Source organism: Streptomyces sp. NPDC102259 (assembly GCF_044766465.1).
Lineage (GTDB): Bacteria > Actinomycetota > Actinomycetes > Streptomycetales > Streptomycetaceae > Streptomyces.
Genome location: NZ_JBIWMA010000001.1, coordinates 464,514 through 485,227 on the forward strand (window position 1 = coordinate 464,514; position 20,714 = coordinate 485,227).

Here is a 20,714-nt window from a genome sequence, read left to right on the forward strand (position 1 = left end):
GTTCCCCCGCCGGGGAGGAGAATCGGGGGTACCAGCCGCACATCGCCGGCGCATGCGAAAGGTGGCGATCGACATGGCTGAACACCCGCACGCGGCACTCGTCCGCAAGGGATACGAGGCCTTCACCCGCGGAGACATGGACGCCCTGCGCGGGATGATGACGGGGGACTGTACGCACCACGTGCCCGGTTCCCACATGCTCTCCGGGGACTTCAAGGGCCTCGACGCGGTCATGGAGATGTACGGCAAGCTGTTCTCGGAGACGGGCGGTTCGCTGCGCGTCGACCTGCGCACCGTGCTCGTCGACGGCCGTGGGCACGCCGTCTCCCTGCACCGGATCACCGCGGACCGCAACGGCAAGCACATGGACGACAACGGGGGCATCGTCTTCCGGATCGTCGGTGACAAGATCAGCGATCTCGACGAGTGCGTCGAAGACATCGACACGAGCAACGACTTCTGGTCCTGACACCCCGACGGCCCCGACGGTCACGATCCCGGGTGACTGTCGGAGAAGACGGCCCCGGGTGACCGTCGGAGAATACGGCCCCGGGCAGACCGAAGGCCCCCGTACCCGCCCTGGGGAAGGGCGAGGCGCGGGGGCCTTCGGTTCAGAGCTTCGAACTGCTGGATCGCGCCCGCGTGGCGAACGCAGGCCGTGCGCGATCCGGGGGTGCCGGTCGGGGGCGGATGAGAGAGGGCCCGCCCTGGTCCTTCCGGCGATCAGATCTGAGGGGATCAGCCCTTGAGGGTCTCGACCTTGGAAGCAAGCGCCGACTTCTTGTTGGCGGCCTGGTTCTTGTGGATGACGCCCTTCGAGACGGCCTTGTCGAGCTGACGCGCCGCGGCGCGCTGGTACTCGGTGGCCTTCTCGACGTCACCCGCGGCAGCAGCCTCGCGGGCCTTGCGGATCGCGGTCTTCAGGGAGGACTTGACGGCCTTGTTGCGCAGCCGAGCCTTCTCGTTGGTCTTGATCCGCTTGATCTGGGACTTGATGTTCGCCACGAATGAGCCTTTTCAGGTTCAGGCACGGGCCCGCGAAGGTCCCGTGCCGATGATTTTCCGAGATACCCCGAAGCTCCCCGAGAGTGTTGTCCGAGAAGTTCTCCGAGGAGATGTGCCTTGTGCTGAGAGGGCAGGAGACACAGCTGCCCAGACTACCAGTGGCTCCCCGAGTGGCCCAAACCGGTCCCTGGTCCCCACCCGTGGGACCATGGAGCCTACGTATCGATCCGACCCGAGGCACAAGGCGCCTCAAGAGACAGGACCCTGCGTGCCCGCGACCCCTAACAATGTGCCCGAGCCGAGCCGTACCGCCCCGGCTCTGATCCGCAATTTCTGCATCATCGCGCACATCGACCACGGCAAGTCCACGCTCGCCGACCGCATGCTCCAGCTGACCGGAGTGGTCGATCAGCGGCAGATGCGTGCTCAGTACCTCGACCGCATGGACATCGAGCGCGAGCGCGGCATCACGATCAAGTCCCAGGCGGTCCGACTGCCCTGGGCCCCGACCGGGGATCCGGGCAAGACCCACATCCTCAACATGATCGACACCCCCGGGCACGTGGACTTCACGTACGAGGTGTCCCGGTCGCTGGCCGCCTGTGAGGGGACCGTCCTCCTGGTCGACGCCGCCCAGGGCATCGAGGCCCAGACTCTCGCCAACCTCTACCTGGCGATGGAGAACGACCTCAAGATCATCCCCGTACTGAACAAGATCGACCTTCCGGCCGCCCAGCCCGAGAAGTTCTCCGAGGAGCTCGCCAACCTGATCGGCTGCGACCCCGCGGACGTGCTCAGGGTCTCCGCCAAGACCGGTCTGGGCGTCGAGGCGCTGCTGGACCGGGTCGTGGCCGAGGTCCCCGCCCCGGTCGGCGTCCAGGACGCCCCCGCGCGCGCGATGATCTTCGACTCGGTCTACGACTCCTACCGCGGTGTCGTGACGTACGTGCGTGTCATCGACGGTCAGCTCAACAAGCGTGAGCGGATCCGCATGATGTCCACCGGCGCGACGCACGAGCTGCTGGAGATCGGCGTCTCGGCCCCCGAGATGAAGTCGGCCGACGGCCTCGGCGTCGGTGAGGTCGGCTATCTGATCACCGGCGTGAAGGACGTCCGTCAGTCCAAGGTCGGTGACACCATCACCACCCTGCACAAGGGCGCCACCGAGGCGCTGGGCGGTTACAAGGACCCGAAGCCGATGGTCTTCTCGGGTCTGTATCCGCTGGACGGCTCCGACTACCCCGAGCTGCGCGACGCCCTCGACAAGCTCCAGCTCAACGATGCCGCGCTGGTGTACGAGCCGGAGACCTCCGCCGCGCTCGGCTTCGGTTTCCGCGTCGGCTTCCTGGGTCTGCTGCACCTCGACGTGATCCGTGAGCGGCTCGAGCGCGAGTTCGGGCTCGACCTGATCGCCACCGCGCCGAACGTGGTCTACCGCGTGGTCATGGAGGACGGTTCCGAGCACACCGTCACCAACCCGAGCGAGTTCCCCGAGGGCAAGATCGACGACGTGTACGAGCCCGTCGTACGCGCCACGATCCTCGCGCCCTCCGAGTTCATCGGCTCGATCATGGAGCTGTGCCAGACCCGGCGCGGCACCCTGCTCGGCATGGACTACCTCTCCGAGGACCGGGTCGAGATCCGCTACACGCTCCCCCTCGCGGAGATCGTCTTCGACTTCTTCGACCAGCTGAAGTCCAAGACGCGCGGCTACGCCTCCCTGGACTACGAGCCCACCGGCGAGCAGGCCTCCAGCCTGGTCAAGGTCGACATCCTGCTGCACGGCGACAAGGTGGACGCCTTCTCGGCGGTCACGCACAAGGACGCGGCGTACGCGTACGGCGTGCGGCTCGTCGCCAAGCTGCGCGAGCTCATCCCGCGGCAGGCCTTCGAGGTGCCCATCCAGGCGGCCATCGGCTCCCGGGTCATCGCCCGCGAGACCATCCGCGCCATCCGTAAGGACGTCCTCGCCAAGTGCTACGGCGGTGACATCTCCCGTAAGCGGAAGCTGCTGGAGAAGCAGAAGGAGGGCAAGAAGCGGATGAAGATGGTGGGTTCCGTGGAGGTTCCGCAGGAGGCCTTCATCGCCGTCCTGAGCAGTGATGACAACCCGGGATCGGGCAAGGGCAAGAAATAGTCACGATCCACGCAGGTTTTCAGGGCCCGTCGCGCGACAGCGCGGCGGGCCCTGTGGCTGTATTCAGGGGAAAGTGACTGCCCGGAGCCTCTTACGTGCTGGCCAGTCGCCCTCTACTCTGATCCCTGCTCGGTAGTTACTCGTGAGTTAAACAACAGCCGCCGTCAACAACCGCCGCTGTCAGCAACCGCCGCGTCGAACGACGCCGCAATGAGCCAGCCGCATCGTCGCGGGCCCGGAGGATGTCGTGAGCGACACACAGACACTGATCGAGAACCGTCCGCCGTCCGTCGCGGGCCTCTTCCTGGAGCGCGTGGCGGCCACGCCCGACGCCGAGGCATACCGGTACCCGGTACCGGCCGCGGCCGGCGAGGGCCCCGACGACTGGAAGTCGCTGAGCTGGGCGCAGGCCGCCGAACGGGTCTACGCGATCGCGGCCGGCCTCATCGAGCTGGGCGTACAGGCCGAGCAGCGCGTCGCGCTCGCCGCCTCGACCCGGCTCGAGTGGATCCTCGCCGACCTCGGCATCATGTGCGCCGGGGCCGCCACGACCACCGTCTACCCGCAGACCAACGCCGACGAGTCCGCGTTCATCCTCGCGGACTCCGAGTCCAAGGTGCTGATCGCCGAGGACGCGGCCCAGCTCGCCAAGGCCGTCGAGAAGCGGGCCGAGCTGCCCGCCCTCACCCATGTGGTCGTGATCGACCCGGCCGGTGTGGAGACCGCCGACTGGATCCTCACCCTCGACGAGCTGGAGAAGCGCGGCGCGGCCCGGCTGGAGAAGGAAGCCGAGCTGATCAAGGAGCGGGTCGGCGCGATCACCAAGGATCAGCTCGCCACCCTCATCTACACCTCCGGCACCACCGGCCGGCCCAAGGGCGTCCGGCTGCCGCACGACAACTGGTCGTACATGGCGAAGGCGATCGCCGCGACCGGCCTGGTCGGTCCCGACGACGTGCAGTACCTGTGGCTGCCGCTCGCGCACGTCTTCGGCAAGGTCCTCACCTCCGGCCAGATCGAGGTCGGGCACGTCACCGCCGTCGACGGCCGCGTCGACAAGATCATCGAGAACCTGCCGGTCGTCCGGCCGACGTACATGGCCGCCGTGCCGCGCATCTTCGAGAAGGTCTACAACGGGGTCGCCGCCAAGGCCCGCGCGGGCGGCGGGGCCAAGCTCAAGATCTTCCAGTGGGCCGCCGAGGTCTCCCGCGAGTACGCCAAGGCCGCCCAGGACAACTTCCGGCGCACCGGCACCGCCGCCGTCCCCTTCGGGCTCGGCGCCAAGCACAAGGTCGCCGACGCGCTCGTCTACGCCAAGATCCGCGAGGCCTTCGGCGGCAACCTGCGCGCGTGTGTCTCCGGGTCGGCGGCGCTCGCACCGGAGATCGGCTACTTCTTCGCCGGCGCCGGCATCCACATCCTCGAGGGCTACGGCCTGACGGAGTCCTCCGCGGCCTCCTTCGTCAACCCCGGTGAGGCCTACCGCACCGGCACGGTCGGCAAGCCGCTGCCCGGCACCGAGGTGCGGATCGCGGACGACGGCGAGATCCTGCTGCGCGGCCCCGGCATCATGGAGGGCTACCACGGGCTCCCGGAGAAGACCGCCGAGGTCCTGGAGGCCGACGGCTGGTTCCACACCGGCGACATCGGCGAGCTGTCGCCCGACGGGTACCTGCGCATCACCGACCGCAAGAAGGACCTCATCAAGACGTCCGGCGGCAAGTACATCGCGCCCGCCGAGGTCGAGGGACAGTTCAAGGCGGTGTGCCCGTACGTCTCCAACATCCTCGTGCACGGCGCCGACCGGAACTTCTGCACGGCGCTCATCGCCCTCGACGAGGTGTCGCTCCTCGACTGGGCGAAGGACAACGGGCTGGCCGGAAAGTCGTACGCGGACGTCGTCGCCGCGCCCGTCACCGTGGAGCTCATCGACGGCTACGTCAAGCAGCTCAACGAGGGTCTCCAGCGCTGGCAGACCATCAAGAAGTTCCGGCTGCTGCCCCGGGACCTGGACGTCGAGCACGGCGAGATCACGCCCAGCCTGAAGCTGAAGCGGCCCGTCGTGGAGCGGGAGTACAAGCACCTCATCGACGAGATGTACGCCGGATCGCGCGAGGCGTAGCACGGGAGCGCGGGGGCGCGACGGCGCGGGACACGGCGCGTCGGCGCGCGGCCGGGGCGGAGTCCGAATGCTCGGATTCCGCCCCTCAACCGCGCTTCATCGAGCACATGCGGACAGCTGCGTAGCACGGTTCTCGCCCAGGACGGCCCACTTCGGTAACCCAGCGCTCATGGCCGGGATCGGTCTGTCACCCTGTGGGCATCCGAACCGCCCGGGGAGCTGCGCATGGGGGCCATTCCGACGCAACGGGACACCGTGTCCCGTGCCCAGGGCGCGCCCGCGCACCCGAGTACGCACTCGGTCGCGCTCCCGCACATCCGCGCGACCCTGAACGGCAGCCCCCTCGCGCCCGGCGCCGCCCGCGAGCTGGTGCGCGCCGCGCTGACGGAGTGGGCCGGCCTCGGCCTGCTCGGCGCGAAGGGGGCCAGGGAGAGCGGGCAGACCGGGCCGACCGTGGAGACCGGGGAGACCGGGCGGGCCGGAGAGGCCGGGCGGACCGGGGAGGCCCGGGAACCCGGCGAGCGCCTCGCGGAGGACACCACGCTCGTCGTCAGCGAGCTCGTCACGAACGCCGTCGTGCACGCGGGCACCGACGTCGAGCTGGCCTGCCGGCTGGAGGAGGATCCCGAGCACCCCGGGCGTCCCGGCGGCTGCCGCGCGGTCGTCGTCGAGGTCTCCGACCACCACCCCTCCCGCGCCCCGCGCGACGGCACCGCCGAACCGTCGTACGGGACGCCGGAGTACGGCCGCGGCCTGCGCCTGGTCGCCGCGATGGCCGACGCCTGGGGGGTGACGTACCGCAGGGGGACGAAGACGGTCTGGGCCCGGCTGCTGCCGACGGCCGCCGAGTCCCACGACGCCGACCTCCCCGGCCGTGGCGACCAGCCGCGTCCCGGCCATGAGCACGACGTCCCCGGTCGCGCGGGACACCTCGGTTGCTTCAGCCACGCCGGTCTCACCGCCCACTCCGACCGCCCGCTCGACGACGCCGCCCCGGGTCTCCTGGAGGCCCTGGCCCCGGTTCCGCAACCGGTCGGGTCGCGCGACCGGGACTGGCTCAACCGCGGCGCCCTCTCCTTCCTCGCCGAGGCGTCCGATCTGCTCGCCGGGCAGCTCGACGAGGATCTGGTGGCCGCGCTGACCGGCCAGCTGCTCGTGCCCCGGCTCGCCGACTGGTGCGCGGTGTGGCTGGAGGACGAGGTGAGCGGACGCGGTGAGTGGGCCGGCGGGCCCGGGCCCCGGCTGGCCCGGGTCTGGCACGGCTGCGAGAACCGCGTCGAGGAGCTGCGCCGGGCCCTGGAGAAGGATCCCCCCTGTCCGCCCGACGGCGGCCCCCGCTCCGGGCCCGAGCCCTTCCCCTGGCCCGGCGCGGCGCTCGGCCCGAACGGCACGGCCCTCGCCTACCGGCTGGTCGCCGGCGGCCGGCCGCTCGGCACCCTGGTCATCGGGCAGGCCGGGCTGCCGGCCTTCGCCGACGAGGTCACCGGGCTCGTCGAGGATCTCGGCCGCCGGGTGGCGCTCGCCATCGGAGCGGCCCGTCAGTACGCCCGCCAGGCCACCATCAGCGCCGTGCTGCAACGCGGGCTGCTGCCCGGCGCGGTCGCCGAGATCCCCGGGGTGCGCAGCGCCCTCGTCTACGAGCCGCGCGAGCAGGGCGGCCCGAGCGGCGACTTCTACGACCTGTTCCCGGCGGGCGACGGCCGCTGGTGCTTCGCGGTGGGCGATGTGCAGGGCAAGGGTCCGGAGGCGGCCGTCGTCATCGGCCTCGCCCGGCCCTGGCTGCGGCTGCTGGCCCGCGAGGGCTATGGCGTGGCCGACGTCCTGGACCGGCTCAACCAGCTCCTCCTCGACGACGCGACCGAGGCCGCCGACGCCGCCGCCCGCGCCTTCGTCGGCCCCGCCGGGCCGGGCGACGGCCCGCAGACCCGCTTCCTGTCGCTCCTCTACGGCGAACTGGCCCCCTTCGAGGGAGGGGTCCGCTGCACCCTCGCCTCCGCCGGGCACCCGCTGCCGCTGCTGCTCGGGCCGGACGGCTCGGTCGCCACGGGCGGGCGCCCGCAGACCCTGCTCGGGGTCATCGAGGACGTCACGTACACCAGCGACAGTCTGGAGCTGCGGCCAGGCGACAGCCTGCTGTGCGTCACCGACGGCGTCACCGAACGGCGGTCGGGCCTCCGCCAGTTCGACGACGAGGACGGTCTCGCCGCGGCGCTGGCGGGCTGCGTCGGACTCGACGCGGAGCTGATCGCGGAACGGATCCGGCGGCTGGTCCACGAGTTCGGCGACCAGCCGCCGGACGACGACCTGGCGCTGCTGGTCCTTCAGGCGGAGTAGCCGCCGCTCGTGCCCGTCCGCCCGGGGTCGGCGCGGTGGCGAGGGTGGCGGAGCCGGTCGAAGGCGGGTGGGTCGGCGGCCAGGAGGGGGCTGGGTCGGCAGGCAGGAGGAGGCTGGGTCGGCGGCCAGGAGGGGGCCGGGGCTGTCGGGCGAGGCGGGGGAGACCGGGCGGTCGGGTCTGCGCATGTATCGTCCGGTTCGTGCCGAAGGCGACGAATGCCGTAAGTGAGACGCCCGCCCGTCGACGCGTCCTGATCACCGGCGCGGGGCTCGGGCTGACCGTGACCGCCTGTACCCGCGACGCCGATCCGCCCGAGGACGCCCGCGAGCCCGGCTTCCACGGCCTGCGCCAGGCCGGGGTGACGACCCCGCGGCAGGCCACCGTCCTGCTCCTGGCGTACGATCTCGACCCCGCCCTGCGCGGCGCGGCGGGCGTGCGTGCGCTGAAGGCGGTGCTCGGGACCTGGACGCAGGCCCTCGCCGGGACGCTGGAGTCGGACAGCTCGCGCGCCGCCCGCCTCACCGCCACCCTCGGCATCGGTCCCGCGCTCCCCGCGCGTCTCGGCCTGCGGGCCCCGGCCGCCCTGCGTGACCTGCCCGCCTTCACCGGTGACCGTCTCGACCCCGACCGCTGCGGCGGCGACCTGCTGGTGCAGCTCTGCGCCGACACCGCGGACGCCACCGAGGGGATCGCCTCGACCCTGACCCGGCTGGCCGGCGAGATTTTGTACCCGCGCTGGCGGCAGGACGGTTTCCTGCCCCCGTCCCCCGACGGCGGCACCACCCCGCGCAGCCTGCTCGGCTTCCCGGACGGGCCCGCCAATCCCACCCCCGAGGAGTGTGAACGCTGGGTGTGGTCGGGCAACGCCACCTACCTCGTCGTACGGCGGGTCCATCTGCGCGTCGAGGACTTCGCGCGGCTCGCGGTGCGCCGCCAGGAGGAGATCATCGGCCGTGACCGCTCGACCGGCGGCCCGCTGGACGGCGGGCCGCCGGCCGGAGGTCCCTCGGCGGGAGGTCCGTCGGCCGGAGGGCCCGTGGACGCCGCCCCGCCGCGCTCCCACGTCCGGGCCGTCAGTCCCCGCCTCGACGCGGGGGCCCGGATGCTGCGCCGCGGCTACTCCTACGCCGACGGCCCCACCGACCAGGGCCTGCTGTTCCTCGCGTTCATGCGGGACCCCGCGCTCTTCGCACGGGTGCAGCGCCGGATGGCGACTCAGGACGAGCTGAGCGGGTTCACCGAGGCGCGGGGCTCGGCGGTGGCGTACATCCTGCCGGGCGCGCGGGCGGGGCGGCCGCTGGGCGCGGAGCTGCTGGGCTGACCGCCCGCCTGGCGTCCGGCGTCCGCCCGACATCGCGTCCGCCCGGCAGCGCCCGGTACCGCCTCCGCCCGGCAGCCGGTTCACGGGCCGGTGGGTGTGGCCCCGGGGTCCCAGGATGCCGGGGCATCCGGGGTGGGGTCGGACGTACGGGACAATGGACGACATGCCTTCCGCACTTCCCGACGGTGAGCCGGTCCCCGACGACGGCGCGCTCCCCGCGCACGCGCTCGCCGGCGTCGCCGACCGCCCCCTCGGGTTCTATCTGCACGTCCCGTACTGCGCGACCCGCTGCGGCTACTGCGACTTCAACACCTACACCGCCACCGAGCTGCGCGGCACCGGCGGTGTCCTCGCCTCCCGCGAGAACTACGCCGACACCCTGATCGACGAGATCCGCCTGGCCCGCAAGGTCCTCGGCGACGACCCGCGCGAGGTCCGCACGGTCTTCGTCGGCGGCGGTACGCCGACCCTGCTGCCCGCCTCCGACCTGGTGCGGATGCTGGGCGCGATCCGCGACGAGTTCGGGCTGGCGGCGGACGCGGAGGTGACGACCGAGGCGAACCCGGAGTCCGTCGACCCCGCCTACCTGGCCGTTCTCCGTCAGGGCGGCTTCAACCGGATCTCCTTCGGCATGCAGAGCGCCAGGCAGCACGTGCTGAAGGTGCTTGACCGCACGCACACCCCCGGCCGGCCCGAGCGCTGTGTGGCGGAGGCCCGGGCGGCCGGCTTCGACCACGTCAACCTGGACCTGATCTACGGCACCCCCGGCGAGTCGGACGACGACTGGCGGGCCTCGCTGGACGCCGCTCTGGGCGCCGCCCCCGACCACGTCTCGGCGTACGCCCTGATCGTCGAGGAGGGCACCCAGCTCGCCCGCCGGATCCGCCGGGGCGAGGTCCCGATGACCGACGACGACGTCCACGCCGACCGCTACCTGATCGCCGAGGAGACCCTCGCCGCGGCGGGCTACGAGTGGTACGAGGTGTCCAACTGGGCCACCTCCGAGGCGGCCCGCTGCCTGCACAACGAGCTGTACTGGCGCGGCGCCGACTGGTGGGGCGCGGGCCCGGGAGCGCACTCGCACGTGGGCGGCGTCCGCTGGTGGAACGTGAAGCACCCCGGGGCGTACGCGGCGGCGCTCGCGGCCGGACGGTCCCCGGGGGCCGGACGGGAGCTGCTGCCGGCCGAGGACCGCCGGGTGGAGCGGATCCTGCTGGAGCTGCGGCTGCGGGAGGGCGTACCGCTGGACCTGCTGCGGCCGGAGGGACTCGGGGCCTCGCGGCGGGCCCTGGCGGACGGGCTGCTCGACAGCGGCCCCTACGACGAGGGGCGTGCCGTGCTCACCCTGCGCGGGCGGCTGCTGGCGGACGCGGTGGTGCGGGACCTGGTCGACTGAGCGTCCGTACGCAGGCGTCCGTACGCAGGCGTCCGTACGCAGGCGTCAGGCGTCAGGCGTCAGGCGGCAGCCGTCAAGCGTCAGGCGGCAGCCGTCAAGCGGCAGCCGTCAAGCGTCAGGACTGAGGGCCGGGGGCCGGGGCTCAGGATGCTCAGGACACCGTCACGAAGTCGATCAGTTCCTCGACCCGGCCCAGCAGTTCCGGCTCGAGGTCCTTGTAGGACCCCACCCGCTTCAGGATCGCCTGCCAGACCGCCCCGGTGTTCTCCGGCCAGCCCAGGGCCCGGCACACGCCCGTCTTCCAGTCCTGGCCGTGCGGCACCCGGGGCCAGGCCTCGATCCCGACGGACGACGGTTTCACGGCCTCCCAGATGTCGATGTACGGGTGGCCGACGACCAGGGCGTGCTCGCTCGTGACCGACCGGGCGATGCGCCACTCCTTCGTGCCGGGGACGAGGTGGTCCACCAGGACGCCCAGCTTCGCGTCGGGGCCCGGCGCGAACTCGGCGACGATCGACGGCAGATCGTCGACGCCCTCCAGGTACTCCACGACCACGCCCTCGACGCGCAGGTCGTCGCCCCACACCTTCTCGACCAGCTCGGCGTCGTGCCGGCCCTCGACGTAGATACGGCCGGCGCGGGCGACCCGGGCGCGTGCGCCGGGGACGGCGACCGAACCGGAAGCGGTACGGGTGGGACGTACGGGCGCGGACGACGCGGGTCTCACGAGGGTCACGGCCCTGCCCTCCAGCAGGAAGCCGCCCGGCTCCAGCGGGAACACCCGGTGCTTGCCGAAGCGGTCCTCCAGGGTCACCGTGCCCGCCTCGCAGCGGATCACCGCCCCGCAGAACCCGGTGCCGGGCTCCTCCACCACCAGTCCGGGCTCCGCCGGGGCCTCGGGGACCGGCTTCGGCCGCTTCCAGGGAGGGGTCAGGTCGGCGGAGTACTGGCGCATTCGGATGACGATAGGAGAAGCTCGGGGCCGAGGGACACACGATCAGCGCGACACGCCGAAACGGGTCGCCAGCGCGTCGCGTTGCGCCCGTACGAACGCCGCGTCCACCACCGCCCCGTGACCGGGCACGTACAGCGCGTCCTCGCCGCCGAGTTCGAGGAGCCGGTCGAGGGCGGCGGCCCAGTGGGACGGTACGGCGTCGGGTCCGGCCTGGGGCTCGCCGGACTCCTCGACGAGGTCGCCGCAGAACACCGTCTCGGGGCTGCCGGGGACCAGGACCGCCAGGTCATGGGCGGTGTGACCGGGGCCGACGTTCGCCAGCAGGACCTGCCGGCCGCCGCCGAGGTCGAGGGTCCACTCGCCGGAGACGAGGTGCCGGGGCCGGACGAGCGTGTCCGCGGCCTCCGTCGCCGCCGCCTCGTCGAGACCGTTGCGCACCGCGTCCGCCCGCAGCTCCTCGGCCGGCACGGTGTCCACCCCCACCGCCCCGAAGACCTCCGCGCCCGCGAACGCCGCCGCCCCGAACACATGATCGAAGTGCGGGTGGGTGAGCGCGAGATGGGTCACACGGGAACCGCCGAGTTCCTCGGCCCAGGCCCGCAGTCGCACCCCCTCGGCCAGGCTCGACCCCGCGTCGATCATCAGCACCGCGCCCGCCCCGACGACCAGCCCCGCCGTGCAGTCCCAGCCCGGCAGCCGCACCCGGCCCACCCCGGCCGCGACCCGCTCCCACCCGAGCTCTTCCCAAGTCACCGTCATACCGCGACGCTAGCCCTACGACGCTGCACCAGGGGCCGACCTTGCCCCGGGTGTACCCCACAGCCGTACACTGGGCCGGGGAACGCTGGCACTCGGATGTGAAGAGTGCCAGACAAGGCGCCCAGGGGACTGGGGACGACTGCTGGAGGTGTGCGCGCGATGCTGAGTGAACGCAGGCTCCAGGTGCTGCGCGCCATCGTCCAGGACTACGTCGGCACCGAGGAACCCGTGGGGTCGAAGGCGCTCACCGAGCGGCACAGCCTCGGCGTGTCCCCGGCGACGGTCCGCAACGACATGGCCGCCCTGGAGGACGAGGGGTACATCGCCCAGCCGCACACCAGTGCCGGGCGGATCCCCACGGACAAGGGCTACCGGCTGTTCGTCGACAAGCTGGCCGGCGTCAAGCCGATGACCGGTCCCGAGCGGCGGGCCATCCAGAACTTCCTGGACGGCGCCGTCGACCTCGACGACGTGGTGGCCCGGACCGTACGGCTGCTCGCGCAGCTCACCCGGCAGGTCGCCGTCGTGCAGTATCCGTCGCTGACCCGCTCGACCGTGCGGCACGTGGAGCTCCTCTCGCTCGCGCCCGCACGCCTGATGCTCGTGCTGATCACGGACACCGGGCGGGTCGAGCAGCGGATGGTGGACTGCGCGGCGCCCTTCGGGGAGACCTCTCTGGCGGATCTACGCGCGCGGCTCAACAGCCGGGTCGCGGGGCGCCGCTTCGCGGACGTGCCGCAGCTGGTGGAGGATCTGCCGGAGGCCTTCGAGGCCGAGGACCGCGGCACGGTCACGACGGTGCTCTCCACCCTGCTGGAGACGCTCGTCGAAGAGAACGAGGAGCGGCTGATGATCGGCGGTACCGCCAATCTCACCCGCTTCGGACATGACTTTCCCCTCACCATCCGGCCCGTCCTGGAAGCACTGGAGGAGCAGGTCGTGCTCCTCAAGCTCCTTGGCGAGGCAGGCGATTCGGGCATGACCGTACGCATCGGTCACGAGAACGCCTATGAGGGGCTCAACTCCACTTCAGTGGTGTCGGTCGGCTACGGTTCGGGCGGCGAAGCAGTCGCCAAGCTGGGCGTGGTCGGACCGACCCGCATGGATTACCCGGGAACGATGGGAGCGGTACGAGCGGTGGCACGGTACGTCGGACAGATCCTGGCGGAGTCGTAAGTGGCCACGGACTACTACGCCGTTCTCGGCGTGCGCCGCGATGCGTCGCAGGAAGAGATCAAGAAGGCCTTCCGGCGGCTCGCTCGCGAGCTGCACCCGGACGTCAATCCGGACCCGAAGACCCAGGAGCGGTTCAAGGAGATCAACGCCGCCTACGAGGTGTTGTCGGACCCGCAGAAGAAGCAGGTCTACGACCTCGGCGGCGACCCGCTGTCGCAGTCGGGCGGCGGTGGCGCGGGCGGCTTCGGCGCCGGCGGCTTCGGGAACTTCTCGGACATCATGGACGCGTTCTTCGGTACGGCGTCGCAGCGCGGACCGCGCTCGCGCACCCGGCGCGGCCAGGACGCGATGATCCGGCTGGAGATCGACCTCGAGGAGGCGGCCTTCGGCACGACCAAGGACCTCCAGGTCGACACGGCGATCGTCTGCACCACGTGCAGCGGCGAGGGTGCCGCGCCCGGCACCACGGCCCAGACGTGTGACATGTGCCGCGGGCGCGGCGAGGTGTCGCAGGTGACGCGCTCCTTCCTCGGCCAGGTCATGACCTCGCGGCCGTGCCCGCAGTGCCAGGGCTTCGGCACCGTCGTGCCGACCCCGTGCCCGGAGTGCGCGGGCGACGGACGGGTGCGCTCGCGCCGCACGCTGACCGTGAAGATCCCGGCCGGTGTCGACAACGGCACCCGGATCCAGCTCGCGGGCGAGGGCGAGGTCGGCCCCGGCGGCGGCCCCGCCGGTGACCTGTACGTCGAGATCCACGAGTTGCCGCACGCGATGTTCCAGCGGCGCGGTGACGACCTGCACTGCACGGTGACGCTGCCGATGACGGCGGCGGCGCTCGGCACCAAGGTGCCGTTGGAGACGCTGGACGGGCTGGAGGAGGTCGACATCCGGCCCGGCACCCAGTCCGGCCAGTCGATCCCGTTGCACGGCCGGGGCGTCACGCATCTGCGGGGCGGAGGGCGTGGTGACCTCATCGTGCACGTCGAGGTCCAGACGCCGAGCAAGCTCGATCCCGAGCAGGAGCGGGTGCTGCGGGAGCTGGCCAAGATGCGGGGTGAGGAGCGGCCCGTCGGGCAGTTCCAGCCCGGGCAGCAGGGGCTGTTCTCCCGGCTGAAGGACGCGTTCAACGGGCGGTGACGGTGGGTGTGCGGGGGTTTCGCCGCCCCCACCGCCCCTTCCCTTTCCCGTCCCCGGGGGCCGCGCCCCCGGACCCCCGTACCGGCCCTGAACGGGCCTCGTCCTCAAGCGCCGGACGGGCCGAGTGGTGCGTGCCGGTGGCCGAAAGCGTTGGCATGTGCCCATGGGAAGGGTCGATTCGGACTTGTTCGGAGGACGTGACAACATGCCGTCATGTCCTCCGCACTGACCGATCTCTTCCCGTATCCGATCGTGCAGGCCCCCATGGCGGGCGGTGTCTCCCTCCCGCGGCTCGCGGCCGCCGTGTGCGAGGCCGGTGGGCTCGGGTTCCTCGCCGCCGGGTACAAGACGGCCGACGGCATGTACCAGGAGATCAAGCAGCTGCGGAGCCTCACCGCCCGTCCCTTCGGCGTGAACCTGTTCATGCCGCAGCCGGACCACGCGGAGACCGGCGCCATCGAGGTCTACGCCCACCAGCTGGCCGGTGAGGCCGCCTGGTACGAGACCGAGCTGGGCGATCCGGACAGCGGCCATGACGACGGCTACGACGCCAAGCTCTCGGTGCTGCTGGACAACCCGGTGCCGGTGGTGTCGTTCCACTTCGGCATCCCGGGCGGCGAGGTCCTGGACTCCCTGCGGCGCGCGGGAACGGTCACCCTGGTCACCGTGACCACCGCCGAGGAGGCCCGCGCGGTGGAGCGGGCCGGCGCGGACGCGGTGATCGTGCAGGGTGTGGAGGCAGGCGGCCACCAGGGCACCCACCGGGACAACCCGGAGAACGACCGCTCCGGCATCGGGCTGCTCGCGCTGATCGCCCAGGTCCGCGAGTCCGTGAACCTGCCGATCGTCGCCGCGGGCGGGCTCATGCGCGGCAGCCAGATCGCCGCGGTCCTCGCGGCCGGCGCGGACGCGGCCCAGCTGGGGACCGCGTTCCTCGTCACGCCCGAGTCGGGCGCGCACGCCGTGCACAAGCAGGCGCTGACCAACCCCCTCTTCGTGCGGACCGAGCTGACCCGCGCCTTCTCCGGCCGCCCGGCCCGCGGCCTGGTCAACCGCTTCCTGCGCGAGCACGGCCCGTACGCGCCGGCCGCCTACCCGGAGGTCCACCACCTCACCTCGCCGCTGCGCAAGGCGGCCGCCAAGGCGGGCGACGCGCAGGGCATGGCGCTGTGGGCGGGACAGGGCCACCGGCTGGCCCGCGAGCTGCCCGCCGGGCAGCTGGTGGAGGTCCTGGTGTCCGAACTCGCCGACGCGCGGACAGCGTTGTCGGGGTTCCCGGCCGGTGAGGGCGGTGCCGTATGACGGCGCCCGTCTTCGTCGTCGACGAACTCCCGTCCTCCCGCTCCGAGTTCGTGCTGGACGGTCCCGAGGGCCGGCACGCCGTCTCCGTGAAGCGGCTGCGGACCGGTGAGGAGGTCGTCCTCACCGACGGCGCCGGACGCTGGGCGCGCGGCGCCGTCGTCGCCGCCGAGGGCAAGGACCGGCTGGTGGTCAGCCTGGGCGAGGTGATCGAGGAGCCCGCCGAGGAGCCCCGGATCACCGTCGTCCAGGCGCTGCCGAAGGGCGACCGGGGCGAGCTGGCCGTCGAGACGATGACCGAGACCGGCGTCGACGCGATCGTGCCGTGGGCCGCCGCGCGCTGCATCACCCAGTGGAAGGGCGAGCGCGGCGCGAAGGCGCTCGCCAAGTGGCGGGCCACCGCCCGCGAGGCCGGCAAGCAGTCCCGTCGGGTCCGCTTCCCCGAGGTCGCCGACGTGTCGACGTCCCGGCAGGTGGCGGAGGTCCTCGCCCGCGCCGACTTCGCCGCCGTCCTGCACGAGGACCGTGACTACGGCAGCGAGCCCCTGGCCACCGCCGCCCTGCCCGCCACGGGCGAGATCGTGCTCGTCGTGGGACCCGAAGGGGGCGTATCCCCGGACGAGTTGGCGCTCTTCGCGGAGGCGGGCGCGAAGGCGTACCGGCTCGGGCGGAGCGTCCTGCGCACCTCGACCGCCGGCACGGCGGCCGCGTCCCTCATCCTGGGCAGGACCGGCCGCTGGTCCTGACCCGCCCGCTCTCCCGGAGGACATTGTGGAATTCGTCCAGGTAAGGCTGCTGGTCACCGACTTCGCCGCCTGCTACCGCTTCTACGCCGAGGTCCTCGGCCTCAAGCCGCAGTCGGGCGCGGAGCGGGGACCGTACGAGAAGTTCTCGCCCGCCACCGGTTCGACGGGGATAGCCATCCAGGACCGCGCGATGATGGCGGAGGTGCTCGGCGAACTGGGCGGCACGGCGAACGGGCACCGCTCCCTGGTGGCCCTGCGCGTCGACGACCTGGACGCCATGTGCGCGCGGATCACCGCCCGCGGCGCCACCCTGATCCACGGCCCCGCCCCGATGGGCGACCGGATGCGCGTGGCCCATCTGAAGGACCCGGAGGGCAATCTGGTGGAACTTCAGGAGTGGCTGCTGCTGCGCGGCTGACCGCGACGGCGGTGCGCTCAGCCGCGCGTCCACGCTTCCGGCGTCCACGCGGGACCCGCGCGGAACGTGACCGCATACGGGCTACCGCACCGACGGCCCGAGTGGCACGCTGCCGTCCATGGGGGCATTGAGACGGATTTGGCTTCTTCCGTTGGCGGCCGTGGCGACGGTCGGCGCGGTCGGGTGCGAGCCGGGCGGACTGAGCAGCATGTCCGTGGCGTACACCACCGACGAGGCCGCGACGGCCGAGATCCAGCGGCGGGACGTGGACGTGCGCTGGCTGACCTGCACGGCTCAGTACGAGGACCAGGAGAAGGCGGGGACCGTCGCCTCCGTGGACTGCCAGGGGAAGACCGCCGACGGGCGGGACATCACGGTCGAGGGCCAGGTCGCGCGGGCGGTCGACGGCGCCTGTGTGCGGGGGGACCTCACCGCCGTCGTCGGCAAGAAGCAGTTGTTCCGGGTGAGCGGGCTCGGTGACTGCGCGTCCGCGACGCCGTCGCCGGTCGCGCCGTCCGGTTCCGACCGGCCCGGCGGCCGGCCGACGGTCACCGTGACCGTCACCGTCACCGAGACCGTGAGCGGGGGCGGGGGCGGGGGTGGCGGAAAGAAGTGATCGAAACCCCTGACCTGCGGTCCAGCCGTTGCATACAGTGATTCGGTGACACAGTCCGCGACGCCTGCCGCATACCTCCGATACCCCCACCTGCACGGCGAGTCGGTGGCCTTCGCCGCCGAGGACGACGTGTGGCTGGCTCCCCTCGACGGCGGCCGCGCCTGGCGGGTCAGCGCCGACAACGTGCCGGTCACCCTGCCGCGCATCTCTCCCGACGGCACCACCGTGGCCTGGACCTCCACCCGCGACGGCGCCCCCGAGGTGCACATCGCCCCCGTCGACGGCGGCCCGTCGACCCGGCTGACGTACTGGGGGAGCTGGCAGACCCGGGTGCGGGGCTGGACCCCGGACGGCCGGGTCCTCGCCGTCAGCACCCACGACCAGGCGACCCTGCGCCGCAGTTGGGCCCGCGCCGTCCCCGTCGACGGCGGACCGGCGACGACCCTGCCGTACGGGCCGGTCGGCACGGTCGCGCACGGCCCGCACACCGTGGTGCTGTCCGCGCCGATGGGACGCGAGGCCGCCCACTGGAAGCGCTACCGGGGCGGTACGGCGGGCAAGTTGTGGATCGACCGGGAGGGCGACGGGGAGTTCGTCCGGCTGCACGAGGAGCTCGACGGGAACATCGAGTACCCGGTCTGGGCGGGCGACCGGATCGCGTTCCTCTCCGATCACGAGGGCACCGGGGCGCTGTACTCGTCCCTCGCCGACGGGTCCGACCTGCGGCGGCACACCCCGCATGGGGGCACCTCCCGCTCGAGCGAAGCCGAGAGCGGGGGAGGGTTCTACGCCCGGCACGCCGCCGGTGACGGCACCCGGGTCGTGTACATGTCCGCCGGCGAGCTGTGGCTGCTGGACGACCTGGACGGCGCCGAACCGCGCCGCCTCGACATCCGGCTCGGCGGGCAGCGCAACGACCGCCGCCCCTACCCCGTGGCCGCCTCCCGGTGGCTGGGCGGGGCCGCGCCCGACCACACCGCGCGGGGCAGCGCCGTGGAGGTGCGCGGCGCCGTGCACTGGGTGACCCACCGCAACGGCCCCGCCCGCGCGCTCGCCACCGAACCCGGCGTCCGGGCCCGGCTGCCGCGCACCTTCCGCACGGAGGGCGAGGAGTGGGTCGTGTGGGTGACGGACGCGGAGGGCGAGGACGCGCTGGAGTTCGCCCCGGCCACCGGGACGGCCCCCGGCGCCACTCCGCGCCGGCTCGCCGCCGGACGGCTCGGGCGGGTCCTGGAGCTCGCCATGGCGCCCGACGGCAGCCGGGCCGCCGTCGCCGCGCACGACGGACGGCTGCTGCTCGTGGAGCGGGAGACCGGCGAGGTCCGCGAGGTCGACAGCAGCACCGACGGCGAGGTGTCCGACCTGGTCTTCTCGCCCGACTCGGCATGGCTGGCCTGGTCGCACCCCGGGCCGCGCCCGCTCAGCCAGCTCAAGCTCGCAGGCGTCACCGACCTGTCGGTCACCGAGGCGACCCCGCTGCGCTTCCGGGACTACGCGCCCGCCTTCACCCTCGACGGCAAGCACCTCGCGTTCCTCTCCACGCGCGCCTTCGACCCGGTCTACGACGAGCACGTCTTCGACCTGTCCTTCGTGGCCGGGGCCCGCCCGCACCTCATCACCCTCGCGGCGACGACCCCGTCCCCGTTCGGCCCGCAGCGGCACGGCAGGCCCTTCGAGGCGCCCGACAAGGACGAGACGCCCGACAGCGAGGGCACCCCGACCACCCGGATCGACCTCGAAGGCCTCGCCGACCGGATAGTCCCCTTCCCCGTGGAGGCCGGCCGGTACTCCGGCCTCGCCGCGGCGAAGGACGGCGTGCTGTGGCTGCGGCACCCGGTGCGCGGGGTCCTCGGCGCCTCCCGGGCCACCCCGGACGACCCCGACCCGCACACCGAGCTGGAGCGCTACGACCTCGCCCAGCAGCGCATCGAGCACCTCGCCGCCGACGCCGACGGCTTCGAGGTCAGCGGCGATGGCAAGCGGCTGCTGCTGTGGGCGGACGGCAAGCTCAAGGTCGTCCCGAGCGACCGGCGCGCCTCCGGCGACGAGGACAGCGACAGCAACATCACCGTCGACCTCGGCCGGATCCGCCGCACCGTCGACCCGGCCGCCGAGTGGCGGCAGATGTACGACGAGACCGGCCGGATCATGCGGGACAACTTCTGGCGGCCGGATCTGGGCGGCGTCGACTGGGACGGCGTCCTCGACCGCTACCGGCCCGTGCTGGAACGGGTCGCCACCCACGACGACCTCGTCGACCTGCTGTGGGAGGTGCACGGCGAACTCGGCACCTCGCACGCCTACGTCACGCCGCGCGGCGGCCGTGGCGGCGGCGCCCGACAGGGTCTGCTGGGCGCCGACATCTCCCTTCACCCGGACGGCAGTTGGCGCATCGACCGGGTCCTGCCCTCGGAGACCTCCGACCCCGACGCGCGGTCCCCGCTCGCCGCACCCGGCGTCGCGGTGCGGGCCGGTGACGCCGTCGTCGCCGTCGGCGGCCAGCCGGTGGACCCGGTCACCGGGCCCGGACCGCTGCTCGTCGGCACCGCGGGCAGGGTCGTCGAGCTGACGATCTCGCCGTCCGGCGGGGGCGAGCCGAGGCACGCCGTCGTCGTCCCCGTCGCGGACGAGGAGGCGCTGCGCTACCACGCGTGGGTCTCGGACCGGCGGGCGTACGTGCACGAGGCCTCCGGCGGGCGGCTCGGGTATCTGCACGTGCCCGACATGCAGGCGCCCGGGTGGGCCCAGATCCACCGTGACCTGCGGGTGGAGGTCGCGCGGGAGGGGCTGATCGTGGACGTCCGGGAGAACCGGGGCGGGCACACCTCGCAGCTGGTCGTCGAGAAGCTCGCCCGGCGCATCGTCGGCTGGGACCTGCCGCGCGGGATGCGGGCGTCCAGCTATCCGGAGGACGCGCCCCGAGGGCCCGTCGTCGCCGTCGCCAACGAGTTCTCCGGGTCCGACGGGGACATCGTCAACGCGGCGATCAAGGCGCTCGGAATCGGGCCGGTGGTGGGCACGCGCACCTGGGGCGGGACGATCGGGATCGACAGCCGGTACCGGTTGGTGGACGGGACGCTCGTCACGCAGCCCAAGTACGCGTTCTGGCTGGAGGGGTACGAGTGGGGCGTGGAGAACCACGGCGTCGATCCCGACGTCGAGGTGGTCACCCGGCCCCAGGACTACGCGGCGGAGCGGGACGTCCAGCTGGACGAGGCGATCTCGCTGGCCCTCGCCGCCCTCCAGGAGACCCCGGCGAAGGTGCCGCCCGTCCTGCCGTGACCGGGGTCGC

General features: G+C 72.6%; 16 protein-coding genes. 13 read left to right on the forward strand and 3 right to left on the reverse strand.

What is annotated here, in order from left to right:
* Positions 1-73 precede the first annotated feature (73 nt).
* Positions 74-469: a nuclear transport factor 2 family protein gene (locus tag ACIRPU_RS02140; protein ID WP_355701292.1), complete on the forward strand. Its 396-nt coding sequence runs from the start codon at positions 74-76 to the stop codon at positions 467-469.
* Positions 470-738: 269 nt separating this feature from the next.
* Here the strand turns inward: ACIRPU_RS02140 and rpsT are convergent, their stop codons facing one another.
* Positions 739-1,005 (reverse strand): 30S ribosomal protein S20, encoded by a 267-nt coding sequence (rpsT, locus tag ACIRPU_RS02145; RefSeq protein WP_020127768.1) that lies wholly within the window; start codon positions 1,003-1,005, stop codon positions 739-741.
* Positions 1,006-1,273: 268 nt separating this feature from the next.
* Between rpsT and lepA the strand changes: the two genes are divergently transcribed.
* From lepA to hemW, 5 genes are all read left to right on the forward strand, one after another.
* Positions 1,274-3,142 (forward strand): translation elongation factor 4, encoded by a 1,869-nt coding sequence (gene lepA / locus ACIRPU_RS02150; RefSeq protein WP_384123995.1) that lies wholly within the window; start codon positions 1,274-1,276, stop codon positions 3,140-3,142.
* Between the two features lie 247 nt (positions 3,143-3,389).
* Complete coding sequence (locus tag ACIRPU_RS02155; RefSeq protein ID WP_403860427.1) at positions 3,390-5,264, forward strand: AMP-dependent synthetase/ligase; 1,875 nt, start codon at positions 3,390-3,392, stop codon at positions 5,262-5,264.
* A gap of 225 nt (positions 5,265-5,489) precedes the next feature.
* On the forward strand, positions 5,490-7,598 hold the full coding sequence (locus ACIRPU_RS02160; RefSeq protein WP_403860430.1) for a SpoIIE family protein phosphatase: 2,109 nt from the start codon (positions 5,490-5,492) through the stop codon (positions 7,596-7,598).
* Between the two features lie 200 nt (positions 7,599-7,798).
* Positions 7,799-8,920, forward strand: coding sequence for a Dyp-type peroxidase (locus tag ACIRPU_RS02165; protein WP_403860433.1), 1,122 nt, complete (start codon positions 7,799-7,801; stop codon positions 8,918-8,920).
* 163 nt (positions 8,921-9,083) lie between these two features.
* Positions 9,084-10,316 (forward strand): radical SAM family heme chaperone HemW, encoded by a 1,233-nt coding sequence (gene hemW / locus ACIRPU_RS02170; RefSeq protein ID WP_403860436.1) that lies wholly within the window; start codon positions 9,084-9,086, stop codon positions 10,314-10,316.
* A 151-nt stretch (positions 10,317-10,467) separates the two neighbouring features.
* On the opposite strand, the gene ACIRPU_RS02175 is transcribed toward hemW, so the two are convergent.
* Together ACIRPU_RS02175 and ACIRPU_RS02180 are read right to left on the reverse strand one after the other, a co-directional pair.
* On the reverse strand, positions 10,468-11,271 hold the full coding sequence (locus ACIRPU_RS02175; RefSeq protein WP_403860439.1) for a DUF3097 domain-containing protein: 804 nt from the start codon (positions 11,269-11,271) through the stop codon (positions 10,468-10,470).
* 42 nt (positions 11,272-11,313) lie between these two features.
* Positions 11,314-12,030 carry an MBL fold metallo-hydrolase gene (locus ACIRPU_RS02180; RefSeq protein WP_355701285.1) on the reverse strand — a complete coding sequence of 239 codons (717 nt, stop codon included), beginning with the start codon at positions 12,028-12,030 and terminating at the stop codon, positions 11,314-11,316.
* A gap of 159 nt (positions 12,031-12,189) precedes the next feature.
* On the opposite strand from ACIRPU_RS02180, the gene hrcA reads away from it, so the two are divergent.
* The 7 genes from hrcA (at position 12,190) to ACIRPU_RS02215 (ending at position 20,704) form a co-directional block, all read left to right on the forward strand.
* Positions 12,190-13,206 carry a heat-inducible transcriptional repressor HrcA gene (gene hrcA / locus ACIRPU_RS02185; RefSeq protein ID WP_355701284.1) on the forward strand — a complete coding sequence of 339 codons (1,017 nt, stop codon included), beginning with the start codon at positions 12,190-12,192 and terminating at the stop codon, positions 13,204-13,206.
* Positions 13,207-14,343 carry a molecular chaperone DnaJ gene (gene dnaJ, locus ACIRPU_RS02190; protein WP_355701283.1) on the forward strand — a complete coding sequence of 379 codons (1,137 nt, stop codon included), beginning with the start codon at positions 13,207-13,209 and terminating at the stop codon, positions 14,341-14,343.
* Positions 14,344-14,556: 213 nt separating this feature from the next.
* Positions 14,557-15,645, forward strand: coding sequence for a nitronate monooxygenase (locus tag ACIRPU_RS02195; RefSeq protein WP_384119389.1), 1,089 nt, complete (start codon positions 14,557-14,559; stop codon positions 15,643-15,645).
* A complete protein-coding gene (locus tag ACIRPU_RS02200; protein WP_403860443.1) occupies positions 15,642-16,388 on the forward strand; it encodes a 16S rRNA (uracil(1498)-N(3))-methyltransferase in 747 nt (248 codons plus the stop codon). Before ACIRPU_RS02195 ends, ACIRPU_RS02200 begins: the two co-directional genes overlap by 4 nt.
* A gap of 25 nt (positions 16,389-16,413) precedes the next feature.
* Positions 16,414-16,806 carry a VOC family protein gene (locus ACIRPU_RS02205; protein WP_384119393.1) on the forward strand — a complete coding sequence of 131 codons (393 nt, stop codon included), beginning with the start codon at positions 16,414-16,416 and terminating at the stop codon, positions 16,804-16,806.
* 118 nt (positions 16,807-16,924) lie between these two features.
* Positions 16,925-17,422, forward strand: a complete 498-nt coding sequence (locus ACIRPU_RS02210) for a hypothetical protein (protein WP_403860446.1) — start codon at positions 16,925-16,927, stop codon at positions 17,420-17,422.
* 45 nt (positions 17,423-17,467) lie between these two features.
* Positions 17,468-20,704, forward strand: a complete 3,237-nt coding sequence (locus tag ACIRPU_RS02215; RefSeq protein WP_403860449.1) for a S41 family peptidase — start codon at positions 17,468-17,470, stop codon at positions 20,702-20,704.
* Positions 20,705-20,714 lie beyond the last annotated feature (10 nt).